The organism is Thermomonas haemolytica (genome assembly GCF_004346265.1).
GTDB classification, from domain to species: domain Bacteria; phylum Pseudomonadota; class Gammaproteobacteria; order Xanthomonadales; family Xanthomonadaceae; genus Thermomonas; species Thermomonas haemolytica.
In genome coordinates this window covers 1-21315 of sequence record NZ_SMAP01000003.1, presented here as the reverse complement: position 1 = coordinate 21315, position 21315 = coordinate 1, and the positions used below count along the sequence as shown (strand labels likewise).

The 21315-nt window shown below is 69.7% G+C and carries 21 protein-coding genes, 1 other RNA gene and 1 pseudogene; 11 read left to right on the top strand and 12 right to left on the bottom strand.

Going from position 1 to position 21315, the window contains the following annotated elements; genetic code table 11:
* From mraY to EDC34_RS04910, 7 genes are read right to left on the bottom strand one after another with little or no spacing between them, the layout of a single operon-like run.
* Entirely contained in the window at positions 1-1089 is a 1089-nt protein-coding gene (gene mraY, locus EDC34_RS04940; RefSeq protein WP_114959836.1) for a phospho-N-acetylmuramoyl-pentapeptide-transferase, read from the bottom strand.
* Positions 1079-2464, bottom strand: a complete 1386-nt coding sequence (locus EDC34_RS04935; protein WP_114959837.1) for a UDP-N-acetylmuramoyl-tripeptide--D-alanyl-D-alanine ligase — start codon at positions 2462-2464, stop codon at positions 1079-1081. The genes mraY and EDC34_RS04935 overlap by 11 nt, the downstream gene beginning before the upstream one ends.
* Positions 2461-3936, bottom strand: a complete 1476-nt coding sequence (locus tag EDC34_RS04930; protein WP_114959873.1) for a UDP-N-acetylmuramoyl-L-alanyl-D-glutamate--2,6-diaminopimelate ligase — start codon at positions 3934-3936, stop codon at positions 2461-2463. Before EDC34_RS04930 ends, EDC34_RS04935 begins: the two co-directional genes overlap by 4 nt.
* A gap of 20 nt (positions 3937-3956) precedes the next feature.
* Positions 3957-5795 carry a peptidoglycan D,D-transpeptidase FtsI family protein gene (locus EDC34_RS04925; protein WP_114959838.1) on the bottom strand — a complete coding sequence of 613 codons (1839 nt, stop codon included), beginning with the start codon at positions 5793-5795 and terminating at the stop codon, positions 3957-3959.
* A complete protein-coding gene (gene ftsL, locus EDC34_RS04920) occupies positions 5792-6058 on the bottom strand; it encodes a cell division protein FtsL (RefSeq protein WP_425477451.1) in 267 nt (88 codons plus the stop codon). Before ftsL ends, EDC34_RS04925 begins: the two co-directional genes overlap by 4 nt.
* Positions 6055-7002 (bottom strand): 16S rRNA (cytosine(1402)-N(4))-methyltransferase RsmH, encoded by a 948-nt coding sequence (gene rsmH, locus EDC34_RS04915; protein WP_240311071.1) that lies wholly within the window; start codon positions 7000-7002, stop codon positions 6055-6057. Before rsmH ends, ftsL begins: the two co-directional genes overlap by 4 nt.
* Entirely contained in the window at positions 6999-7445 is a 447-nt protein-coding gene (locus tag EDC34_RS04910; protein WP_114959839.1) for a division/cell wall cluster transcriptional repressor MraZ, read from the bottom strand. Before EDC34_RS04910 ends, rsmH begins: the two co-directional genes overlap by 4 nt.
* A gap of 315 nt (positions 7446-7760) precedes the next feature.
* Between EDC34_RS04910 and EDC34_RS04905 the strand changes: the two genes are divergently transcribed.
* A complete protein-coding gene (locus tag EDC34_RS04905) occupies positions 7761-8516 on the top strand; it encodes an NRDE family protein (protein ID WP_114959840.1) in 756 nt (251 codons plus the stop codon).
* A 35-nt stretch (positions 8517-8551) separates the two neighbouring features.
* On the opposite strand, the gene EDC34_RS04900 is transcribed toward EDC34_RS04905, so the two are convergent.
* Positions 8552-9397, bottom strand: coding sequence for a ChbG/HpnK family deacetylase (locus EDC34_RS04900; protein ID WP_205388048.1), 846 nt, complete (start codon positions 9395-9397; stop codon positions 8552-8554).
* A 31-nt stretch (positions 9398-9428) separates the two neighbouring features.
* Between EDC34_RS04900 and EDC34_RS04895 the strand changes: the two genes are divergently transcribed.
* A complete protein-coding gene (locus EDC34_RS04895; protein WP_114959842.1) occupies positions 9429-9827 on the top strand; it encodes a GtrA family protein in 399 nt (132 codons plus the stop codon).
* Here EDC34_RS04895 and EDC34_RS04890 read toward each other — a convergent pair.
* The 4 genes from EDC34_RS04890 to rsmI all read right to left on the bottom strand — a co-directional run bounded on the left by EDC34_RS04890 (position 9772) and on the right by rsmI (position 13993).
* Positions 9772-11346: an ArnT family glycosyltransferase gene (locus tag EDC34_RS04890; RefSeq protein WP_114959843.1), complete on the bottom strand. Its 1575-nt coding sequence runs from the start codon at positions 11344-11346 to the stop codon at positions 9772-9774. The genes EDC34_RS04895 and EDC34_RS04890 overlap by 56 nt on opposite strands.
* Positions 11343-12356, bottom strand: coding sequence for a glycosyltransferase family 2 protein (locus EDC34_RS04885; protein WP_162797682.1), 1014 nt, complete (start codon positions 12354-12356; stop codon positions 11343-11345). Before EDC34_RS04885 ends, EDC34_RS04890 begins: the two co-directional genes overlap by 4 nt.
* 198 nt (positions 12357-12554) lie before the next feature.
* Positions 12555-13007, bottom strand: an RNA gene (gene rnpB / locus EDC34_RS04880) — RNase P RNA component class A.
* Positions 13008-13168: 161 nt separating this feature from the next.
* On the bottom strand, positions 13169-13993 hold the full coding sequence (rsmI, locus tag EDC34_RS04875) for a 16S rRNA (cytidine(1402)-2'-O)-methyltransferase (protein WP_114959845.1): 825 nt from the start codon (positions 13991-13993) through the stop codon (positions 13169-13171).
* A gap of 71 nt (positions 13994-14064) precedes the next feature.
* On the opposite strand from rsmI, the gene EDC34_RS04870 reads away from it, so the two are divergent.
* The 9 genes and pseudogenes from EDC34_RS04870 to EDC34_RS04835 all read left to right on the top strand — a co-directional run bounded on the left by EDC34_RS04870 (position 14065) and on the right by EDC34_RS04835 (position 21204).
* Positions 14065-15399, top strand: a complete 1335-nt coding sequence (locus tag EDC34_RS04870; protein WP_114959846.1) for a penicillin-binding protein activator — start codon at positions 14065-14067, stop codon at positions 15397-15399.
* The gene (locus EDC34_RS04865) at positions 15386-15769 is read left to right on the top strand and encodes a YraN family protein (protein ID WP_114959847.1); all 384 of its coding nucleotides are present in this window, start codon (positions 15386-15388) and stop codon (positions 15767-15769) included. Before EDC34_RS04870 ends, EDC34_RS04865 begins: the two co-directional genes overlap by 14 nt.
* 5 nt (positions 15770-15774) lie before the next feature.
* Positions 15775-17148, top strand: coding sequence for an FAD-binding oxidoreductase (locus EDC34_RS04860; protein ID WP_114959848.1), 1374 nt, complete (start codon positions 15775-15777; stop codon positions 17146-17148).
* A pseudogene (locus EDC34_RS04855) lies at positions 17149-17463 on the top strand (integrase core domain-containing protein); the annotation flags it as partial.
* 43 nt (positions 17464-17506) lie between these two features.
* Positions 17507-18007: a hypothetical protein gene (locus EDC34_RS04850; RefSeq protein ID WP_132982857.1), complete on the top strand. Its 501-nt coding sequence runs from the start codon at positions 17507-17509 to the stop codon at positions 18005-18007.
* 251 nt (positions 18008-18258) lie between these two features.
* A complete protein-coding gene (locus tag EDC34_RS04845; RefSeq protein WP_114959849.1) occupies positions 18259-18948 on the top strand; it encodes an RHS repeat-associated core domain-containing protein in 690 nt (229 codons plus the stop codon).
* Positions 18949-19145: 197 nt separating this feature from the next.
* Entirely contained in the window at positions 19146-19268 is a 123-nt protein-coding gene (locus EDC34_RS12445; protein WP_275895183.1) for a hypothetical protein, read from the top strand.
* 577 nt (positions 19269-19845) lie between these two features.
* Positions 19846-20997: an RHS repeat-associated core domain-containing protein gene (locus EDC34_RS04840; protein ID WP_114959850.1), complete on the top strand. Its 1152-nt coding sequence runs from the start codon at positions 19846-19848 to the stop codon at positions 20995-20997.
* Positions 20998-21204, top strand: a complete 207-nt coding sequence (locus EDC34_RS04835) for a hypothetical protein (RefSeq protein WP_132982856.1) — start codon at positions 20998-21000, stop codon at positions 21202-21204.
* The last annotated feature ends 111 nt before the right edge of the window (positions 21205-21315 follow it).

The following is a 21315-nucleotide window of genomic DNA, read 5'->3' as shown; positions in this document are numbered from 1 at the left end:
TCAGCGCACCTTCAACGTCGCCAGCCCGACCAGCACCAGCACCACGCTGATGATCCAGAAGCGCACGATCACCCGCGGCTCCGGCCAGCCCTTCAGCTCGAAGTGGTGGTGGATCGGCGCCATCCGGAACACGCGCTTGCCGGTGAGCTTGAAGCTGGCCACCTGGATCATCACCGACAGGGTCTCGACCACGAAGATCCCGCCCATCAGCACCAGCACCAGCTCCTGGCGCACGATCACCGCGATCGTGCCCAGCACCGCGCCCAGCGCGAGCGCGCCGATGTCGCCCATGAACACCATCGCCGGGTAGGTGTTGAACCACAGAAAGCCCAGCCCGGCGCCCGCGATCGCGGTGCAGATGATGATCAGCTCGCCGGCGCCCGGCACCCGCGGGATCTGCAGGTACTGCGCGAAGGTGGCGTTGCCGGAGGCGTAGGCGAACACGCCCAGCGCGCATGCCACCAGCACGGTGGGCATGATCGCCAGCCCGTCGAGGCCGTCGGTCAGGTTGACCGCGTTGGAGAAGCCGACGATCCAGAAATAGGCGATCGCCACGAAGCCCACGCCGGCCAGCGGCAGCGCCACCGTCTTGAACAGGGGCAGGTAGAAGGTGGTGGCCGCGGCGACGTCGGCGTTCACGTACAGGAAGATGCCGGCCGCCAGCCCCAGCAGCGACTGCAGCGCGTACTTGGTGCGCGAGCGCATGCCGTTGGGGTCGCGCTTGACGATCTTGATCCAGTCGTCGGCCCAGCCGATCGCGCCGAAGCCCAGCATCACCGCCAGCACCACCCACACGTACTTGTTGCGCAGGTCGCCCCATAGCAGCACGGAGGCGGCGATCGACAGCAGGATCAGCGCGCCGCCCATGGTCGGAGTGCCGGCCTTGGAGAAATGCGACTGCGGGCCATCCTTGCGGATCGGCTGGCCGCCGGCCTTGAGCCCGGCGAGGTAGCGGATCATCCCCGGGCCCCACCACAGCGACAGCGCGAGCGCGGTCAGCGCGGCCAGGATGGCGCGGAAGGTGAGGTAGTTGAACAGGTTGAAATGCCCGTGCAGCTGTTCCAGCCAGCGGGTGAGCTCAAGCAGCATCGGTTCCCTCCTCACTGCCGCATGCGGCATCCCGCGCCAGCAGCGCGGCCACGATCGTGTCCATCGCGCTGCCGCGCGACCCCTTCACCAGCACCCGCACGCCCGGGCGCAGCGCCGGCGCCAGCGCCTGCAGCAGCGCTTCATGCGTCTCGAAATGCGCCGCGCCGCGCCCGAACGCCGCGCTGGCATGTGCGCTCAGCGGCCCCAGCGTGTACAGCCGCGTGATCCCTGATTCGCGCGCACGCGCGCCAGCCTCGGCATGCAGCGCGATTTCATGCTCGCCCAGCTCGCGCATGTCGCCCAGCACCAGCCAGGCCTCGCCGCCGCCCTCGGCCAGGGTGTCGATGGCGGCCGCCAGCGAGTTCGGATTGGCGTTGTAGCTGTCGTCGATCAGCAGCGCGCCGCTGCGCAGCGGGCGCGCGACCAGCCGCCCGGCCACCCGTTCGCTGGCTTCCAGCCCGGCGCGGATCTGGTCGGGCCCGGCGCCGACCGCCAGCGCCATCGCCGCCGCCGCCAGCGCGTTGCGCACGTTGTGGCGGCCCGCCAGCGGCAGGGCGACCTCCACCTCGCCCGCGGGCGTCACCAGCACGAAGCGCGAGCCGTCGATCCCGGCCTGGATCGCGCGCGCGCTGACCTCGGCCGCGGCCTCGATCCCGAACCGGATCATCCGCCGCCCGCGCAGGCGCTCGCTGAAATACACCGCGAACGCATCGTCCGCGTTCACCACCGCCACCCCGTCGTCGGGCAGCGCCTGGTAGATCGCACCCTTGGTCTGGGCCACGCCGAGCAGGCTGCCCATGCGCTCCAGATGGGCGGCGCCGACGTTGTTGACCAGCGCCACGTCGGGCCGCGCGATCGCGCACAGGTAGGCGATGTCGCCGGGCTTGCCGGCGCCCATCTCGTACACCGCGAAGCGCGCGTCGTCGGGCGCTTCCAGCACTGCCAGCGGCAGCCCGATTTCGTTGTTGCGGTTGCCGGGATTGGCGTAGGCCCCACCGAGCTGGCGCAGGATCGACAGCAGCAGGGTCTTGACCGTGGTCTTGCCGTTGCTGCCGGTGACCGCCAGCACCTTGGTGGCACGGCCCATCTGCACCGCGGCGGCCAGGCTGCCCAGCGCGCGCTGGGTGTCGGCCACCACTACCTGCGGGATGTCGACTTCCTGCACCTGCGCCACCAGCGCGGCCACGCAGCCGCCATCGACCGCGGCCTGCACGTGCGCATGCCCGTCGAAGCGCTCGCCCTTGAGGGCGACGAACAGCGCGTCGCCGCCCGGCAGCGCGCGGGTGTCGGTGGCGATCGCATCCACCGTGCGGTCGGCGCCGTGCAGGCGGCCGCCGGTGGCCTGCGCGATCCAGCTGAGCAGGCGCGGGGTCATGCCGCATCCTCCCCGCCGCGCCGGCGCAGGCACTCGCGCGCCACCGCGGCATCCTCGAACGGGTGCTTCACGCCCGCGATCTCCTGGTAGGGTTCGTGGCCCTTGCCGGCCACCAGCACCACGTCACCGGGCGCGGCCTGGGCGATCGCACTGGCGATCGCGGTGGCGCGGTCGCGCTGCACCACCACCGCCTGCGGGGCGAGGAAGCCGGCGAGGATGTCGGCCACGATCGCATCGCCGTCCTCGCCGCGCGGGTTGTCGTCGGTGACGATCACCACGTCGGCCAGGCGCTCGGCGATCGCCGCCATCTGCGGGCGCTTGCCGGTGTCGCGCTCGCCACCGCAGCCGAACACGCAGACCAGGCGCCCGGCGGCATGCGCACGCAGCGAGGCCAGCGCCTGCTCCAGCGCGTCCGGGGTGTGCGCGTAGTCCACCACCACCAGCGGTTGCCCCGGCGCGCCGCCCAGCCGGTTCATGCGGCCGTCCACCGGCAGCAACTGCGACAGGGTCTCGGCGATCAGCGCCGGCGCCATGTCCAGCGCGAACAGGGTGGTCGCCACGCCCAGCAGGTTGTCCACGTTGAAGCGCCCCAGCAGCGGCGAGCGCACCGGGTGCGCCTGGCCGCCGGCATGCAGCAGGAAGCCGATGCCGCCGGCGTCCAGCACCAGCTCCTCGGCGCGCACGCTGGCGCCGGGTGCCCCGCGCGAGGAGAACCCCAGCGCGCGCACCTTGCCCTGCACCGCCGCGAACAGCTCGCGCCCGAACGCATCGTCCAGGTTCACCGCCGCCGCGCGCAGCCCCGGCCAGTCGAACAGCTTCGCCTTGGCTGCGCCGTAGCGCGCCATGTCGCCGTGGTAGTCCAAATGATCGCGGGTGAGGTTGGTGAACACCGCGACGTCGAAATGCACGCCGTCCACCCGGCCCTGGTCGAGCGCATGCGAAGAGACTTCCATCGCCACCGCCGAGGCGCCCTCGTCGCGCAGCTCGGCTAGCAGGGCGTGCAGGCGCAGCACCAGCGGGGTGGTGAAGCCGGTCGGCACCGCCTTCGGCCAGATCCCGGCCCCCAGCGTACCCAGCGTGCCCGCCTTCTGCCCGCGCAACGTCCAGGCCTGGGCTAGCAGCTGCACGGTCGAGGTCTTGCCGTTGGTACCGGTGACGCCGACGGTGGCCATTGCCGCGCTGGGATGGCCGTGGAAGGTGTCGGCCAACGCGCCCATGCGCGCGCGCAGGCCCGGTACCGGGATCGCGTCGGCGGGCGCCGGCAGATCGTCCGGAGCCGGTGGTTCGTACAGCACGGCGGCGGCGCCAGCGGCCTTGGCCGCGTCCGCGAAATGCAGCCCATGCGCACCGAAGCCGCCGATCGCCACGAACGCATCGCCCGGGCGCACTTCGCGGCTGTCCTGCACCAGCCCGGTGATGGCCAGCTCGGCGGATAGCCCCTCGAGCTCGGGCAGCAGCTCGCCCAGCAGCATCCGGCGCACGTGTTCGGCACTCATTGCGCACCTCCCGCCGCCGCAACCGGCGAGGCCACCGCGGCGGTGGCCAGCACGGCGCGACCGTCGCCCTTCTGGCGCCGGGCCTCGGCGGCCTGCTGCGCGGCCAGCCAGGCCGGCAGGTCGTCGGGCGCCACGTCCATCAGGCGCAGCGCGCCTTCCATCACGTTGCGGAACACCGGGCCGGCGACCACGCCGCCGTAATAGCCCTTGCGCGACGGATCGGGGTCGTTGATCGCCACCGCCATCGCGAAGCGCGGATGGTCCACCGGCACCAGCCCGGCGAAGTAGCCGATGTAGCGGCGCGAGTAGCCGCCGGCGCTGGCCTTGCGCGAGGTGCCGGTCTTGCCGGCCACGTGGTAGCCGAGGATCGCCGCCTGGGTGGCGGTACCGCCCGGCTCGGTGACGGTCTGCATCATCTGCAGCACTTCGTGGGCGATCCTCGCATCCAGCACCCGCCGCGGCGGGTTGTGCTGGCCCTTCACGAAGGTCGGCTGGTGCAGCAGGCCGCCGTTGCCCAGCGCCGCATAGGCGGTGGCGATCTGCAGCGGGGTCGCGCTCAGTCCATAGCCGTAGCTCATGGTCTGCTTGCTGGTGCCGCTCCAGCGGTCGGGCGTGGGGAACAACCCGGCCGCCTCGCCGGGGAAGCCGCTGCCGGTGGACCGGCCGTAGCCGAAGCGGCGCACGAATTCGTTGAACTGCGCGTTGCTCAGGCGGCGCGCGATCAGGGCGGCGCCGACGTTGGAGCTCTTGCGGATGACGCCGGTGGTGTCCAGCACCCCGTAGTTGTGGGTGTCGGTGGTGCGGTAGGTGCCGTTCGGGATCCAGCCGGGATTGGTGTCGAACAGGGTGGCCGGGGTGATGACGCCCGCTTCCAGCGCCGCCGCCACGGTGAGCGGCTTCATGGTCGAGCCCGGCTCCATCAGGTCGGTGACGGCGCGGTTGCGGTGGGCGTCGCGCGGGCTGGCGCCAACCGCGTTCGGATTGAACGAGGGAATGTTGGCCATCGCCAGCACTTCGCCGGTGGCCACGTCCAGCACCACCGCCGAACCGCTGCTGGCGCCGGTCTCGGCCACCGCGTTGCGCAGCTCGCGGTAGGTCAGGTACTGGATGCGGCGATCGATGCTCAGCACCAGGTCGTGCCCCGGCTGCGCGGGTCGCACCAGGTCCACGTTCTCGACGATCCGGCCCTTGTTGTCGCGGATCACGCGCTTGGCGCCCGGGGTGCCGCTCAGCCAGTCGTCGAACGCCAGCTCCAGCCCTTCCTGGCCGCGGTCGTCGATGTTGGTGAAGCCCAGCACGTGCGCCAGCACCTCGCCCTGCGGGTAGAAGCGGCGGTATTCGCGCTGGCCGGCGACCCCGGGGATGTCCAGCGCGAGGATGCGCGCGGCTTCGTCCGGGTTGATCCGGCGCTTGAGATACACGAACTCGCGGTCGGCGCGCGCGCTCAGGCGACTGGCCAGCTCGTCCTGCGGCATGCCCAGCGCCTGCGCCAGCTGCGGCAGGCGCTCGGGCGACTTCAGCAGCTCCTTCGGGTTGGCCCAGATCGATTCCACCGGCGAAGAGATCGCCAGCGGCTCGCCGTTGCGGTCGGTGATCATCCCGCGCGAGGTGGCGATCGGGATCTCGCGCACGAAGCGTGCATCCCCCTGCTTGCGGTAGAACGCCTGGTCCACCACCTGCAGGTTGAACGCGCGCGCCAGCAGCGCCATCGAACCCGCCCCCAGCAGCACGCACACCAGCAGCAGGCGCTTGCGCAGGTCCAGCTGCAGGCGCGCGCGCTCGCGGCGCTCGCCGCTGCCGGCCACCCGCGGACGCTGTTTGCCGAAGCGGGTCATCGCCGCACCACCACGACGTCTTCGGTGCGCGGGAAGGCCATGCCCAGCTGTGCGCGCGCCACCTGGTCCACGCGGTTGCTCTCCGCCCAGGTGGCCTGCTCCAGCTGCAGCCGGCCGAACTCGATGTTGAGGTCGTCGCGCGCCTTCTCCAGCCGGGTCAGCGCGATGAACGCCTGCCGGTGCTCGTGGCGGTCGCGCACGATCAGCAGTGCGCTGGCGACGTTGGCCAGCACCAGCGCGGCGACGAGCAGGCCACGGATCATGCCGCCACCTCCAGCTTTTCCGCGACCCGCAGCACCGCGCTGCGCGCGCGCGGATTGGCCGCCAGCTCCGCCGCGCCGGCCTTCTGCGCGCCGCCGACCAGACGCAGGATCGGGGTGAACGCCACCGCCACCGGCATCCGCCGGTTGGCCGGCGGCGCCTTCGCGTGGCGGGCCATGAACTGCTTGACGATGCGGTCTTCCAGCGAATGGAAGCTGATCACCACCAGCCGCCCACCGGGCTTCAGGCGCGCCAGCGCGGCGTCGAGGCCGGCCTCGAGATCGGCCAGCTCGCGGTTGATGTGGATGCGGATGGCCTGGAAGCTGCGGGTGGCCGGATGGGTCTTGCTGTCGCCGCGCGGCATCACCTGCGCGATCAGCTCAGCCAGCTGCGCGGTGCGGGCGATCGGCTGCTGGCTGCGGCGGGCCACGATCGCGCGCGCGATGCGGCGGCTCTGGCGCTCTTCGCCGTAGGTCCACAGCACGTCGGCGATCTCCTGCTCGGAGGCGCGCGCCAGCCAGTCGGCCGCGCTCTCGCCGGCCTCGGGGTCCATGCGCATGTCCAGCGGGCCGTCTTTGCCGAACGAGAATCCGCGCGCGGCCACGTCCAGCTGCGGCGAGGACACGCCCAGGTCCAGCAGCACGCCGTCGAGGCCCGAGGCGGTTTCCTCCCAGCCGGCCAGGGTGGCGAAGCTGCCGCGCCGCCAGTGCAGGCGCGCATCGGCCGCGGCCATCCGCATGGCCTCCGCGATCGCTTCCGGGTCCTTGTCCATCACCAGCAAACGCCCTTGCGGCCCCAGCCGCTGCAACACCCCGCGCGCATGCCCGCCACGCCCGAACGTGCCATCCAGATAGCGTCCATCCCCTTTCACCGCCAGACCGTCCATGACCTCGGCAAACAGCACCGGGAGGTGGGCGGACGCGCTGTCCGCGCCACCGCCCGTCACAACGGCAGGCCCAGCAGGTCGTCGTCCATGTCCTCGTCCCCGAGGATCTGGTGGACCTGGCCCAGATGCGCCTGCTCGCTGCGCAGCTCGAACTTGTCGCCACTGCCTTGCAGGACCACCCGGCGGTCGATCCCGACCGCGCTGCGGTGGCTGGCCGGCAGCGAAATGCGGCCGCTGCCGTCCGGCTCGACGAAGGTCGCCGCGCCGACCAGCTTGAACTGCAGGATGCGGTTGGCGCGCTTGGCCTTGGGCAGCGCGTTGACCTTCTCGCGCAGCGCCTCCCACACGTGGTGCGGGTAGATGTAGAGCGCGTCGGTGTCGAACGGGCTGTAGGTCACCACCAGGCGGTTGCCGCACGCACGCGCGACCAGATCCCGGTAGCTGGTCGGGATCGCCAGCCGGCCCTTGTCGTCGATGGTGATGGCGGTTTCGCCGTGAAACATTGCCTGTCGCCTGCCCCGTCTGCCGCGGAGTTCGCCCCGGGAAAACCACTTTTTTCCCGGTTTTCCCACGAAGCGCCACATTAGCAGGCCCTACCCGCCTGTCAACAACTTCGCGCTGGAAATTTCCCAAGCCCGGTCAAGGACTTGCAGCAAACTTCAAGAAGTTGTTCAAGCTTTATCCACAAGCTTATGTTCCGTCTCAAATTTTGAGACAGCGCACGCTTCCGGAGCTGGCCGCATTCAGGCGCTTTCGCCATTTCGAAGGATTGCTGCGCCGCAGCAAATCCCGTCACCACACGCCGGCACAATGCGCGGATGTGCCTGCTCGCACTCGCCTGGAACACCCATCCCCACTGGCGACTGGTGCTGGCCGGCAACCGCGACGAGGCACACGCGCGGCCGGCGGCGGCGCTGGCGGCCTGGCCGGACGCCCCGGTGCGCGCCGGGCGCGACCTGCGGGCCGGCGGCACCTGGATGGGCCTGGGCGCGGACGGCCGCGCCGCGGTGGTAACCAATGTGCGCGACGGCCTGCCGCGCCCGTTCGACGGGCCCTCGCGCGGCGACCTGCCGGCGGCGTTCCTGGCCGGCTCGCTGGCCGCCGCCGACTACGCCGCGCAGCTGGCCGCGCAGGCCGGGCGCTACGCCCCGTTCAACCTGGTGGTGGCCGATGCGCGCGGCTGCTTCTACATCGGCAACCATCCCGCCGCCGGCGTGCAGGCGATCGCGCCGGGCGTGCACGGGCTGTCGAACGGCGCCTTCGATGCCGACTGGCCCAAGGTGCGTCGCCTGCGCGCGGTGCTGCAGGCCTGGGTGGACGCCGGCGACGACGACCTGCAGCCGCTGTGGCAGGCACTGGCGGACGAAACCCCGGCCGCGGACGCGGAGCTGCCGGAGACCGGCGTTGGACTTGCGCTGGAGCGGCAGCTGTCGCCCTGCTTCATCCGCGGCCCGCGCTACGGCACCCGCGCCAGCACCCTGCTGCTGGTGGACGCCGCCGGGCGCGGGCGCATCTGCGAGCGCCGGTTCGGGCCGGACGGGGTGTTCCTGGGCGAAACCACGCTGGCCGACTGAACGCACGCAGGCGGGCGGCGGCGGCAAGCGCCCACTCAGGCCGCGAGCAGGCGGCGCATCGGCAGCAGCCGCACCCGCGCCTGCGCGAGCCAGTCGTCCAGCGCGGGCGCCGCCAGCACCGCGAATTCGGCCTGGCGCGCCGCGGCCAGCGCATCGCCGGCGCCATCGCCGGGATGGCACATCAGCAGGTCCCCGGGGCGTGCCGCCGCCAGCCAGCCGCGCAGCAGCCGGGCGTAGTGCGCCTGCCCGCCGGCGAAGCCGTACACGCCGAGGAAACCGCGGTTCTGGCGGAACCCGGCAGCGCGCGCGCCGGCCGCCAGTGCCCGCGCGCCCAGCGCCGCGATGACGCCGGCCTTGGCCGCATCCTGCAGGCCCGCCACCCGCATTCCCGCCCAGCGCCCGCGGGTGTCGCGCAGCCAGGGCCGCGGGCCGGAGGCCGGATAGCGCCGCGCCAGTTCCTCCAGCAGCGCGCGCCGGATCACCGGCAGCTGGTGCACGTGCTGGTGGCCATCGACGAAGGCCGGGGCCCGCCCGAGGCCATCCTCGAACGCGTCCAGCTGGGCACGGATCTCGGCGCGCACCATCGCGGCATCGAGCGAACCCACGTAGGATTGCGCGATCAATGCCGGCAACCGGTGGCGCGCCCCCGGCGTCAGCGGCGCCTCGGTGAAGTCCAGATGCAACCCCACCTCCAGCCCGCCGTCAGCGCCGCCGCGCAGCCAGTGCAGGCCCTGCCGCCAGGCCGGCGCGCCCACCAGCGCCCCGGTGGCCTGCAGGCGGCCGCGCCCGGCCAGCTGCGCCACCGCGGCATTGACCCCCGCATCCAGCCCGTAATCATCGGCGCAGATGCACAGCCCCACCTCCGGCAGTCCCTCGACCATCCGCATCGTCTCTTCAAGCCCTGACCCCGCCATGGTGCACCACATCCCGCGCCCCTTGCGCTTCATCGCCGTCGGCTGCGCCGCCGCCGCCGTGCACTGGCTGGTGGTGGTGGCGCTGGTGGAACACGCCGGCCTGCCGCCGCTGGCGGCGAACGTGCTGGGCTGGCTGGTGGCCTTCACTGTGTCGTTCGCCGGCCACCATCACCTCACCTTCCGCGGCCACGGGGTGCCGGTACGCGATTCCGCGCGCCGGTTCTTCCTGCTCTCGGCCTTCGGCTTTGCATTGAACGAAACCACCTACGCGCTGGCGCTGCACCTGAGCCGGATCGGCTACCAGCTGCTGCTGGGCGCGGTGCTGGTGTTCGTGGCCGGGATCACCTGGCTGCTGAGCCGGCTATGGGTGTTCCGGGACAGCCCAGCGCGGCCCTGACCGAAGGCGTCTCCGGCGTGATCCGCCACAGCGCGGCCTCGTCGTTGGCCGCCACCTGGCGCGCCTGCCCCAGCAGCGGGAAGGCCTGCGGCGCGGTCTTCGGCCCCACCAGCCAGGCCACCGGCACCCGGCACAGCGCCAGCGCCAGCTGCGGCGGGCGCAGCAGCAACCGGGCCGCCAGCGCCGGGTCGAAATCGCCGGCATCGGCCAGTTCCTTGCGCCAGGTGTCGCGGCGGCGGATCGCCGGGTCGTCCCAGTCCAGCACGTAAACTTCAGGCTGCTCCAGGCGCGCGTAGATGGGCAGGTCGAAGTAGTACTCGCCCAGCAGGAATACCGGCTCGCCGGCCTGGCGCTGGGCGCGCAGCTCCAGCCCCAGTTCCTTGCTCGAATTCGGGGTGCGCGCCGCCAGCAGGCCGATCGCCAGCACGCAGAGCGCCACCGAGACGCCCGCGCTCACCCAGATCCCGCGCCCGAGGTGGCCATGGCGCTGGCGATGCGCAGCGATGCCATCCGCCAGCAGCACCGCCAGCGGCGGGATGGCTGGCAGGATGTAGCCCACCAGCTTGGACGCCGGCAGCGAGAAGAACGCGGTCACCACCACTACCCACAGCCACATCAGCCGGCGCAGGTCGGCGCGCAGCGGATCCACGGCCTGCCCGCGGGCCAGCAGCGGTTTCAGCCAGGGCAGCCACGGCAATGTGGCCAGCACCAGCACCGCCGGGTAGAACCAGAACGGCTGCACGTTGTTGAAGCCGGTCTCCGCGAAACGCTGGAAGTGCTGGACCACGAAGAAGTAGTGCAGGAATTCCGGGAACCGCTGCTGCATGGCGATGAACCACGGCGCGGCGATCAGCGCGAACAGCACCAGCCCCGGCAGCGACAGCAGGTGCAGCCAGGTGCGCCAGCGCCCGCCCGAGAGCAGCCAGGCGGTCACCACCAGGCCCGGCAGCACCATCCCGATCAGGCCCTTGGCCAGCACCGCCAGCGCGGCCGCCACGTACGCGCCCAGCAGCGCGCCGCGGTACGGCAGGCCGCGCTCCAGCGCCAGCGCCGCCTGCGCCAGCAGCGCGATGGTGACGGTGATCGCGCCGGCCACCAGCATGTCGAGGTTGGCGAACTGCGCCCCCAGGTAGAACGCCGGCTGCAGCAGCAGCACCCACAGCGCCAGGCGCGCATCGCGCTCGCCCCACCAGCGCCGCAGCAGCGCGAACACCGCCAGCGCGCCGGCCCAGGCGCCGAGGATGGAAGCCAGCCGCGCCGGCCACTCCCACACCCCCAGCAGCTTCATCGCCGCCGCGGTGATCCAGTAGAACAGCGGCGGCTTGTGGAAATACGGCAGCCCGTCCAGGGTCGGGGTCAGCCAGTCGCCGCTGCGCAGCATGCCCCAGGCCACGCCGACATAGCGGCCCTCGTCCGGCAGCATCAGCGGCCGCGCCCAGGCCAGCAGGCCCAGCCACAGCAGCGCCAGCAGCGCGACCCTGGCCAGCCCGCGACGGTCATCCTGCAGGCGCGTGCTCACTCGCCCAGCCCCTGGCCGCGGCGGCGTTTGACGATATACAGCGGGCGCCGCTTGACCTCCTCGAAGATCCGCCCGACGTATTCGCCGACCACCCCCAGCGACACCAGCTGCAGCCCGGCGGAGAACATGATGCCGACCACGATCGTGGTCCAGCCGCTGACCCGGTGCCCGTGCAGCAGGTACTCGACCACCAGGAACAGGCCATAGCCGAACGCCAGCAGGGCCAGCGCGAAGCCGGTCAGGGTGAGCAGGCGCAGCGGCCAGGTGGAGAAGCCGATCAGCCCATCGAGGGCGAAGTTCACCAGCCGCATCGGGCGGAAATGGGTGCGCCCGGCGGCGCGCGCGGCCGGCATGTAGGGCACCGCCACCGCGCGGAACCCGACCCAGGCGTACAGCCCCTTCATGAACCGGTTGCGCTCGGGCAGAGCCAACAGCGCTTCCACCACCGCGCGGTCCATCAGCCGGAAATCGCCGGCGTTGGGCGGGATCTCCACGCGGTCGCCCGCGTTCACCAGCGCGTAGAACCCGCGCGCGCCGAGCCGCTTGAACAGGCTTTCGTCGGCGCGGCTGCTGCGCACGGCATACACGCTGTCGGCGCCTTCCCGCCACTTTTCCAGCAGGGTCGGGATCAGCTCCGGCTCGTGCTGGAGGTCGGCATCCAGCATCACCACCACCTCGCCGCGCGCGGCCTGCAGCCCGGCGGTCAGCGCCGCCTCCTTGCCGAAGTTGCGCGACAGCTCGACCGTGCGGATGCCGGCGCGGCGGGTCCACGCCGCCAGCCGCTGCGGGGTGTCGTCGGTGCTGCCGTCATCCACCAGGATCACCTCCCACGCCGGCGCCAGCGGCTCCAACACGGCCAGCAGCCGCGGCAGCAGCAGGTCGAGGTTGCCGGCCTCGTTGCGGCACGGGATCACGCAGGAGATGCTGGGCCGCGCATGCGCGCGCGCCGCCAGCGCGGCATCGCCGGCGGCCGGCTCCAGGGGCGGGGACGATTCGGAAACGGGGTGCATGCGCCAAGCCTCATCCAGCGCCGGACCCCCGACGCGACCGGCAATAGCATGATCGATCCGGCGTAAACCTGGCTCAGCCGAAACACAGCCAAGTGTTAAAGCGCGCCGGGTGTCCGCAAGAACGGCCGCGCGCGGCGCACCTGTCATCGCGTTCGTGGCGAGCCTGTCGAACCGCGGGCGCAAGGCCCGGCCCGAAGGCGGCGGAGCCGGCCGATAAGCCGGGTTCTGTCGGCGCTTGCGCGCCGTGGCAGCCATTCCTCTAGGCGCAGCGTCACCGCTACGCTCGAGCAACCTACCCGGAGACTCGGCGGGCCGCCTCATCGTCTCCCTATTTGGTCTTGCTCCCGGTGGGGTTTGCCGTGCCGGCCTGTTGCCAGGCTCGCGGTGCGCTCTTACCGCACCATTTCACCCTTGCCTGTGCCCTGCCACCCCTTTGCCGCCTCCGAAAGAGACTTGGTCGGCTGCGCCGACAAGTCCGATGCCGGGCCGCGTCGGCCGCGGCGGCAAAGGGGTGACAGGGCCATCGGCGGTATCTTTCTGTTGCACTTTCCGTCGGCTCGCGCCGCCCAGGCGTTACCTGGCACCGTGCCCTGTGGAGCCCGGACTTTCCTCGGCATCCCCGAAGGATGACGCGACTGCCTGGCCGACTCCGCCGCGTGCATTTTACGGCTTTCGCCGTCAAATGACCCCGACGTTTGCAAGAGCACGAACTTTGGGCTCCGCTCCATTGCTTCCGATCCCCTGCCGCTGTCGCGGCGCCCCCCCTTGCCAAGGGGGGCTATGGCAGGCCTGTTGGCACGCAAAATTCAACGCTACTCGGCGCCGTAGAGCGCCTTGCGTGGTGCGCCGGAGAGTTCCGCCGCCAGCTTCGCCGCGGTGGAGGGCGGCAGGTGCTCCTTGAGCTTCGCGTACAGGCGCAGGCCTTCCGCCACCTTGGCGTCACCGTCCTCGGCGGCACCCTGCACCAGCAGCACGAACTCGCCCTTGCGCTGGTCGGGATCGGCCTCAACCTGCGCCAGCAGGCCGGACAGGCTGCCGTCCCGCACGGTCTCGAACAGCTTGGTCAGCTCGCGCGCCAGCACCGCGGGACGGTCGCCGCCAAACGCGGCCGCCATGTCGGCCAGGGCCTCGACGATGCGGTGCGAGGACTCGTAGAAGATCAGGGTGCGCGCCTCGCCGGCCAACGCCTGCAGGCGTTCGCGCCGGGCCGAGGCCTTGGCCGGCAGGAAGCCCTCGAAGACGAAGCGGTCGCTAGGCAACCCGGCCACGCTGAGCGCGGCGATGAGCGCGCTGGCGCCCGGCACCGGGCTGACCTTCACCCCCGCCGCGCGCGCCGCGCGCACCAGCCGGAAGCCGGGATCGGACACCAGCGGGGTGCCGGCATCGCTGACCAGCGCCAGCGACTCGCCGCCGAGCAGGCGCGCCACGATCCGCTGCGCGATCGCGTCCTCGTTGTGCTCGTGCAGCGCCAGCAGTGGGGTGGCGATGCCGAAATGCGCCAGCAGCTGGCCGCTGCGGCGGGTGTCCTCGGCGCAGATCGCCGCCACCTCGCGCAACACCTGCTGCGCGCGCGGGGTGAAATCGCCCAGGTTGCCGATCGGGGTGGCGACGACGAACAGAGTGCCGGGAACCTGCATGGATGCCTTCAACGTGGGCGCGGGTAGAATCCTAGCCGGTTCCCCCAGCGAGCGCCCCGCCCGTGGCCCCGATGCGATCCTTCCTGCTCGTCCTGCTGCTGGCGCTGGCCGGCTGCGCGAACGTGGCACCGAAAGCCCCGCCGCCGCCGCCGTATGCCGAGGCCACCGTGCAGGCGCAGGCGCTGGCCGCCAACCACGCCGGCCTGGCCGGGCCGGCGCGGCGCGCCAATAGCGAGGCCATCGAGCACCTGCTGGCCGGGCTGGACGATGCCACCCTGGCGCGCGACGCCGCACGCCTGCCCGCGGGCGATCCGCTGTACAACTTCGCCGGGCGCGCGCTGCTGCGGCGCGGGCTGCCGCTGCCGCATGCGTTCGACCGCGGCGACATCCACTTTGGCGCGGCCAACCGTCCCGCGGCCGAGGCCGACGGCTACCGCCCGCCGTTGCAGGTGGCGGTGCTGCTGCCGCTGTCCGGGCCGCAGGCGCCCGCCGCGGCGGCCGTGCGCGACGGCTACCTGGCCGGCTACTACGCCGAGTCCCGCCGGCGCCCGCTGCTGCGCTTCTACGACACTGCCGGTGGTGCCCAGGCCGCGCTCGCGCGCGCGGCCGCGGACGGCAACGACTTCGCGGTCGGCCCGCTCGCGCGCGACGCGGTGGACGCGGTGTTCGCCGACGATCCGCCGCTGCCGCTGCTGGCACTGAACCGCGGCGACCGCGCGCCGGCGCCGGGCAGCGCCGCGTTCTCGCTGTCGCCGGAGGACGAGGGCATCAGCCTGGCGCAGGCGCTGGTGGAACGCGGCAGCCGCCACGTGCTGCTGATCGCCGGCGGCGAGGACGCCCAGCGCCGCACCGCCGCGGCCGCGCAGGCGCAGCTGGAGCGCCGCGGGGTGCAGGTGGTGGCGCGCCTGGACTACGCCCCGCAGCTGGATGCCGCGCTGGCCGGGCTGGGTACGCGCCCGGACGCGGTGCTGCTGGTGCTGAAGGGCGCGCAGGCGCGCACCGTGGTGCCGCAGCTGGCGCTGGCCAACCTCGGCCAGCTGCCGCGCTACGCCAGCTCGCAGATCACCCTTGGCACCGGCAAGCCGGGCGAGGACATGGCGCTGGACGGCACCATCTTCCCCACCGAACCCTGGCTGGTGGAACCGGTAGCCGGGCTGCCCAGCCAGAGCGCCGCCGCGGCGCGGGTGGCCACCGCGCAGGGCCCGGCGGCGCGCCTGTTCGCGTTCGGCTTCGACGCCTGGAAGCTCACCGGCTATCTCGAGCATCTGGCCCTGCAGCCGAACGCGGGCATCCGCGGCGCCACCGGGCGCCTCAGCCTCGACGGGTTCGGCAACGTGCTACGGCGGCCGGCGTGGTCGCGCTTCAGCGCCGGCGTGGCAGTGCCGCTGGCCGATGGCGCGCGCTGAGCCGGACCGACGCGCGCGCGGCGACGCGGTGGAAGCCGCGGCGCTGCGCTTCCTCGAAACACGCGGCCTGCACCTGCTGGCACGTAACGCCCACAGCCGCGGCGGCGAACTCGACCTGGTGATGGACGACGCGGGCACCGTCGTGTTCGTGGAGGTGCGCTACCGCGCCACCACCGGCTTCGGCGGCGGCGCGGCCTCGGTGGATGCCGGCAAGCAGCGCCGGCTGGTGCATGCCGCGCAGGCCTTCCTGCTTCGGCATCCGCAGCACGCGCAGGCGCCCTGCCGCTTCGACGTGGTGGCCGCCGCGGGCGACCCGGCCGCGCCCGCCTTCGAGTGGCTGCGCGATGCCTTCCGCGCCGACGGGGTGTGAGCCGCATGGCCCTGCCCGCCACCCTCGTCGTCGAGCTGTCCGCCTTGTTGGGCGATGGCTGGCGCATCGACGACGCCGCGCGTGACGCCCACGGCGGCGATGATTCGCGCCGCCACGCACGCCCCGATGCGGTGGCGCTGCCGCGCACGCGCGAGCAGGTCGTGGCCCTCGTTCGCGCCTGCCGTGCGCATGGCGTGCCGATCGTGGCGCGCGGCGCCGGCACCGGCACCACCGGCGCGGCGGTGCCGACGCACGGCGGCATCGCGGTCTCGTTCGCGCGCATGGACCGCATCCTCGCCATCCGCCCCGCCGACCGCTGCGCGGTGGTGGAACCGGGCGTCCTCAACGGCGCACTGCAGACCGCGCTGGCAGCGCACGGCCTGTTCTGGCCGCCGGACCCGTCCAGCGCGGAGTCCTGCACGGTCGGCGGCAACCTCGCCACCAATGCCGGCGGGCCGCGCGCGGTGAAATACGGCGCCACCCGCGACAACGTGCTGGGACTGGTTGCGGTCACCGGCACCGGCGAGCTGATCCGGGTCGGCGGTGCCTACACGAAGGCCTCCGCCGGCTATGACCTCACGCATCTGCTGGTCGGCAGCGAAGGCACGCTGGCGCTGATCGTCGAGGCCACGCTCAAGCTGGCGCCACGGCCACAGGCGCAGGCCGGCTTGCGCGCCTTCTACCGCGATGCCGCCAGCGCCGCGGCGGCGGTTTCGCGATTGATGGCGCAGCCGGTGGTGCCGGCGATGCTGGAATTCCTGGACCGCCGCAGCCTGATGCTGCTGCGGCGCAACGGCAGCGACGTGCCCGAGGCCGGCGCGATGCTGCTGGTCGAGGCCGATGGCAGCGCCGAGGCCTTGCCGGACATCCTGGCCGCGCTGGGTGCCGCGGCCGAGGGCGAGGGCCTGCTGGACATGGACGTCGCCCCCGATGGCGCCGCGCGCGACCGCCTGTGGGCGGCGCGGCGCGCGCTGTCGCCGGCACTGCGCACGATCGCCCCCGGCAAGATCAACGAGGACGTGGTGGTGCCGGTCTCGCGCATCCCCGAGCTGGTGGCCAGCGTGGAGGCGCTGGCGGATGCCTATGGGCTGACCATCGTCTGCTTCGGCCACGCCGGCAACGGCAACCTGCACGTCAACCTGCTCTACCACCCGGACGATGCCGACGAGACCGCGCGCGCGCAGGCCGCGCTGCCGCAGGTGTTCGATCTCGCGCTGGCGCTGGGCGGCACGCTCTCGGGCGAACACGGCATCGGCCTGTCCAAGCGCGAGTTCATGGCGCGCGCCTATGATGCCCCTACGCTGGCGGCGATGCGCGCGGTGAAGCACGCCTTCGACCCGGACGGCATCCTCAACCCGGGCAAGCTGCTGCCGCCCTAGGTAATCCGCACCGACAACGGCAAGGAGTTCTGCGGCAAGGCCATGGTCTCCTGGGCACACGAACGTGGCGTGCAACTGCGCCTGATCCAACCCGGCAAGCCGAACCAGAACGCCTACGTCGAATCCTTCAACGGCCGCCTGCGTGACGAGTGCCTCAACGAACACTGGTTCATCCACCTGCTGCACGCCCGGACCGTCATCGAAACCTGGCGCCGGGAATACAACGAGGAGCGACCGAAGAGAGCATTGGGCGGACTGACGCCGAGCGCCTATGCGAAGCAACTGGCATCCACTACCATCCACCCAGGACTCTAAATCGCCCCGCTACTGAAAGCGGGGGGACGTCGGCAGGTTGCTAATGAACATTTTCTTCTTCACTGTCACTCTGCTGTTTTGTCTCTTGGCCAGGGACGCCGACGCACAGGCGGTGCCACGAATTAAGTGCGAACTTGGGACTACAGCTTGGTGTATTGCCACTTTTGATGGTTCTATCAGTATGCAGGATGCTGACAACTCAAGGGTTTGGAGTTTGCAGGCCCGAACCGCAGACGGCGCCTCTCCAATGAAAATCATTGAGTCAAAGGCGTGCTCAGACGATGCAGATGAAGAGCTTAGAATCATCAAAAGTGATGTACCTGCTGGCGTGTCGTCTGCCGATAAGCAGGTAACCGAATACGCGCTCAACTCCAATGGTTGCAAGCTGCGTTTTGAGATTCCGCAGGGCAAGAGTGCTGCCACGTACAGGCAGGTGATGTTGTATGGAATATTAGTTGGTGAGCAGAAGAGTACTCAGCTGTTTAAGGCTAAAGAAGGCCTGAGCAACTCCTCCACTGTCGGCGACAATGGTGCAGCGCGATAGGGATGCTGATTGATGCGAGTCACTGGCGCTTGACCGAGGCCACGGGTAATACGGTCGGTTAGCGGGGTCAAGTTCACTTTCTGATCGTCCATCACGCCCAAGTCACGCACCGCAAGTTGCGAGCCTTGTTGCTTGCGGAATTGTGGTGCGCGGCGACTGATGCGCGGCGATGGGCGATCAGCGGCTCAATCTGCTGCAAAAGCAAGGGCGCGGCTTTCCTTTGCTGTGCCCGCATCGGTTATCCTCGCCCCATGCCTCGCAGCGTGCTTGCAACTGCTCATTTGCGTCGCCGGCGCGATGGGCGTGGATCGCGCCACCGCCCGCGCCGCGCGGGAGGGCAGGACTACCGCTACGACGCCCAGGGCCGGCGGGTGCGCAGCGATGTGGGCGGGGCGCAGCGGCGCTACAGCCTGTACGCGCAGGACGGGCGCTTGCTGTGGCAGCGCGATGAGGTGGCCGGCACGCGCAGCGTGAACGTGTATCTGTCCGGCAGTCTGGTGGCGGAGTACCGCCGCCCGCTGTCCGGCACCACGGCGAGCTTGGGCTTTTTGCACACCGACCCGCTGGGCAGCCCGATTGCCAAGACCGACGCCGCCGGCGCGGTGGTCGAGACCAGCGAGTACGAGCCCTACGGCCTGCTGCTGAACCGCGCCAATGACGACCGCCCCGGCTACACCGGGCATGTGATGGACAGCGCGACCGGACTGACGTATATGCAGCAGCGCTATTACGATTCGCAGATCGGGTGGTTCCTGTCCGTTGATCCTGTAACAGCCGATACCGTCACCGGTTGGAACTTCAACCGTTACAACTACGCCGCGAACAATCCGTATAAGTTCAAGGATCCAGATGGGAGATGCATTTGGTGCATAGCGGAGATTATTGTTAGAAGCGCAATCGTCAGCATGATTGTTGACGTTATGGTGCAAAAAAAAAATTAAAGCGCCAGATCAGCCCATCAATAAAACACAAATAGCTATTTCTGGAGTGGTTGGTGCTGCGACTGCTGTGATACCTGGAGCTGCGGCGGCAAGGGTGGCGACAATTCCAGCGAAGGTGGCAGTTGCGGGCGGCACAGCTGCGGCTATCGGTAGTGCTGGAAACGCTGCGCAGCAAAAGATAGAAACAGGAAACGTTGATGGCCAACAAGCCGCTATTGCGGGTGCTGCAAATGCAGCGGGCCTTGGAGTCGGGAATACGGTTGGTGCTGCTGCAGGCAGAGCAATGGCAACTGAAACAGCACCGGCGATCCCTGGCGTAGTTGTAAGGTCGCTTAGGGGGCGGTAATTTACATTCGGTGGCCAGCCAGTCACAAAGACTGTCAATGAGGGCGTTCAGCGCACTCTGGAAGACGGCGTTGGCGAGGCCGGAGGCAAGGCCTCTGAGGAGGCGCTGGAAAGAAGTCGGCGAGAAGACAATTGAATAAATATTTTTTTACCGGCTGTTGCGATTGCCATCATGATACGAGCGGCGTGGTTAGTTTTTTCTTCTCTATGCTCGGGGACAGCGCAATGGGGTGGCTCCAACTTGGGGATTAGCGCAAAACGGATGGAAGACCCTAAAGGTTACTGGTCGATAGTTTTCTCCCATATTGCAACGCTTTTCTTATTTCTATGGGTTTTGATTAAGATCGTATGATTCGTAGAAAAGGTGCCAGGGACAATTAGCCAGCGCCCATAACGCACAAGGCCCGCACCGCAAGTTGCGGACCTTGTTGTTTGCGGCGTTGTGGTGCGCGGCGACTGATGCGCGGCGATGGCCGATCAGCGGCTCAATCTGCTGCAAAAGCTAAGGGCGCGGCTTTCCTTTGCTGTGCTCGCATCGGTTATGCTCGCCCCATGCCTCGCAGCGTGCTTGCAACTGCTGATTTGCGTCGCCGGCGCGATGGGCGTAGATCGCGCCACCGCCTGCGCAGCGCCGCTGGCCAGGGGTACCGCTACGACGCCCAGGGCCGGCGCGTGCGCAGCGACGTGGGCGGGGCGCAGCGCAGGTACAGTTTCTACGCGCAGGACGGGCGCTTGCTGTGGCAGCGCGACGAAGTGGCCGGCACGCGCAGCGTGAACGTGTACCTGTCCGGCAGCCTGGTGGCGGAGTACCGCCGTCCGCTGTCCGGCACCACGGCGAGCGTGGGCTTTTTGCACACCGACCCGCTGGGCAGCCCGATTGCCAAGACCGATGCCGCCGGCGCGGTGGTCGAGACCAGCGAGTACGAGCCCTACGGCCTGCTGCTGAACCGCGCCAACGACGACCGCCCCGGCTACACCGGGCATGTGCAGGACAGCGCGACCGGGCTGACGTATATGCAGCAGCGCTATTATGATCCGATGGGCGTTTTTCTATCGGTTGATCCTGTAAGTGCTGATACGGTCACGGGTTGGAACTTCTGCCGGTACTGCTACGCCGCGAACAATCCTTACAAGTTCAACGACCCGGATGGGCGCTTGGTTCAAGCCCTTTGGGGAGCCGCCGCTGGAGCGGGCGTCGAGATTTTCATTCAAGTCGCGATTCAAGGGAAATCCTTCTCCCAGATTGATAGGAGTGACGTATTGGTTGCCGCAGGCGTAGGTGCCCTAACTGGTGGAGTTGCCTCCGCTAGTGCCCTATTGGCGGCAAGGGGTACCATAAGCGTTGGTACAGCGGTGGCTCGCACGGCAGCCACTGGGTTCGCTGCTGGCGCGACTGGATCGGTGGTTAAAGATGTCGCTAACGGAAAAAATCCGAGCGCAACCAAGGCGACATTAGAGGGGGCAGGCGCAGCACTTGGCGGGGCTGTAGGTTCGAAGCTCGCTCTGGCGCCATTGGCGCGGCTTGAAGCCATGGCTGCCAAAGGTGGTTTGAATCCCCATGTCGCTAATGCTTCAAGATCCGCAATTGTGGGTTCCGATAAATCGGTGGTTGCAGCAGCGACATCGCAGTCTGGCGAGAGAGCAGGAGGAGCTTTGAACGCGGCTGCCGAAATTGCTAAGGCCAAGCGTGAGAAGGAAGATTAAATGTCTGCCAAGAAGATTGATTTGTTGAGGAGGGCTCAACAAGAGGTGTTTCGTGCACAAGGGCGAGCGATAGCAATTCTCGTCTTGGTGCTGTCATTGATCGCTTGGTGGCAACAAGGATTCATTAGGGCGCTCATCTGCGGAATCGCCCTCTATCTTTTCCTCATGGCAATCGTTGTTCTCTCTAATCGCTTCGAGCGGCGATGAGCTAACCAATATCGGGGTCACCATTTCGCCGCTCGTGTCAACAGGCACGAAAAAGATTCTCCCGCTCCCGGGCTGAAGGTATCGCCTTGACCTGTCCACCGGCTTCCGTTG

What these genes read in the sequence shown, in the direction of transcription:
- mraY (WP_114959836.1), bottom strand. Translation starts at nt 1,089, where the DNA reads ATGCTGCTTGAGCTCACCCGCTGGCTGGAACAGCTGCACGGGCATTTC.
- EDC34_RS04935 (WP_114959837.1), bottom strand. Translation starts at nt 2,464, where the DNA reads ATGACCCCGCGCCTGCTCAGCTGGATCGCGCAGGCCACCGGCGGCCGC.
- EDC34_RS04930 (WP_114959873.1), bottom strand. Translation starts at nt 3,936, where the DNA reads ATGCTGCTGGGCGAGCTGCTGCCCGAGCTCGAGGGGCTATCCGCCGAG.
- EDC34_RS04925 (WP_114959838.1), bottom strand. Translation starts at nt 5,795, where the DNA reads ATGACCCGCTTCGGCAAACAGCGTCCGCGGGTGGCCGGCAGCGGCGAG.
- ftsL (WP_425477451.1), bottom strand. Translation starts at nt 6,058, where the DNA reads ATGATCCGTGGCCTGCTCGTCGCCGCGCTGGTGCTGGCCAACGTCGCC.
- EDC34_RS04910 (WP_114959839.1), bottom strand. Translation starts at nt 7,445, where the DNA reads ATGTTTCACGGCGAAACCGCCATCACCATCGACGACAAGGGCCGGCTG.
- EDC34_RS04905 (WP_114959840.1), top strand. Translation starts at nt 7,761, where the DNA reads ATGTGCCTGCTCGCACTCGCCTGGAACACCCATCCCCACTGGCGACTG.
- EDC34_RS04900 (WP_205388048.1), bottom strand. Translation starts at nt 9,397, where the DNA reads ATGGTCGAGGGACTGCCGGAGGTGGGGCTGTGCATCTGCGCCGATGAT.
- EDC34_RS04895 (WP_114959842.1), top strand. Translation starts at nt 9,429, where the DNA reads ATGGTGCACCACATCCCGCGCCCCTTGCGCTTCATCGCCGTCGGCTGC.
- EDC34_RS04885 (WP_162797682.1), bottom strand. Translation starts at nt 12,356, where the DNA reads ATGCACCCCGTTTCCGAATCGTCCCCGCCCCTGGAGCCGGCCGCCGGC.
- rsmI (WP_114959845.1), bottom strand. Translation starts at nt 13,993, where the DNA reads ATGCAGGTTCCCGGCACTCTGTTCGTCGTCGCCACCCCGATCGGCAAC.
- EDC34_RS04870 (WP_114959846.1), top strand. Translation starts at nt 14,065, where the DNA reads ATGCGATCCTTCCTGCTCGTCCTGCTGCTGGCGCTGGCCGGCTGCGCG.
- EDC34_RS04865 (WP_114959847.1), top strand. Translation starts at nt 15,386, where the DNA reads ATGGCGCGCGCTGAGCCGGACCGACGCGCGCGCGGCGACGCGGTGGAA.
- EDC34_RS04860 (WP_114959848.1), top strand. Translation starts at nt 15,775, where the DNA reads ATGGCCCTGCCCGCCACCCTCGTCGTCGAGCTGTCCGCCTTGTTGGGC.
- EDC34_RS04850 (WP_132982857.1), top strand. Translation starts at nt 17,507, where the DNA reads ATGAACATTTTCTTCTTCACTGTCACTCTGCTGTTTTGTCTCTTGGCC.
- EDC34_RS04845 (WP_114959849.1), top strand. Translation starts at nt 18,259, where the DNA reads ATGCCTCGCAGCGTGCTTGCAACTGCTCATTTGCGTCGCCGGCGCGAT.
- EDC34_RS12445 (WP_275895183.1), top strand. Translation starts at nt 19,146, where the DNA reads ATGGCCAACAAGCCGCTATTGCGGGTGCTGCAAATGCAGCGGGCCTTG.
- EDC34_RS04840 (WP_114959850.1), top strand. Translation starts at nt 19,846, where the DNA reads ATGCCTCGCAGCGTGCTTGCAACTGCTGATTTGCGTCGCCGGCGCGAT.
- EDC34_RS04835 (WP_132982856.1), top strand. Translation starts at nt 20,998, where the DNA reads ATGTCTGCCAAGAAGATTGATTTGTTGAGGAGGGCTCAACAAGAGGTG.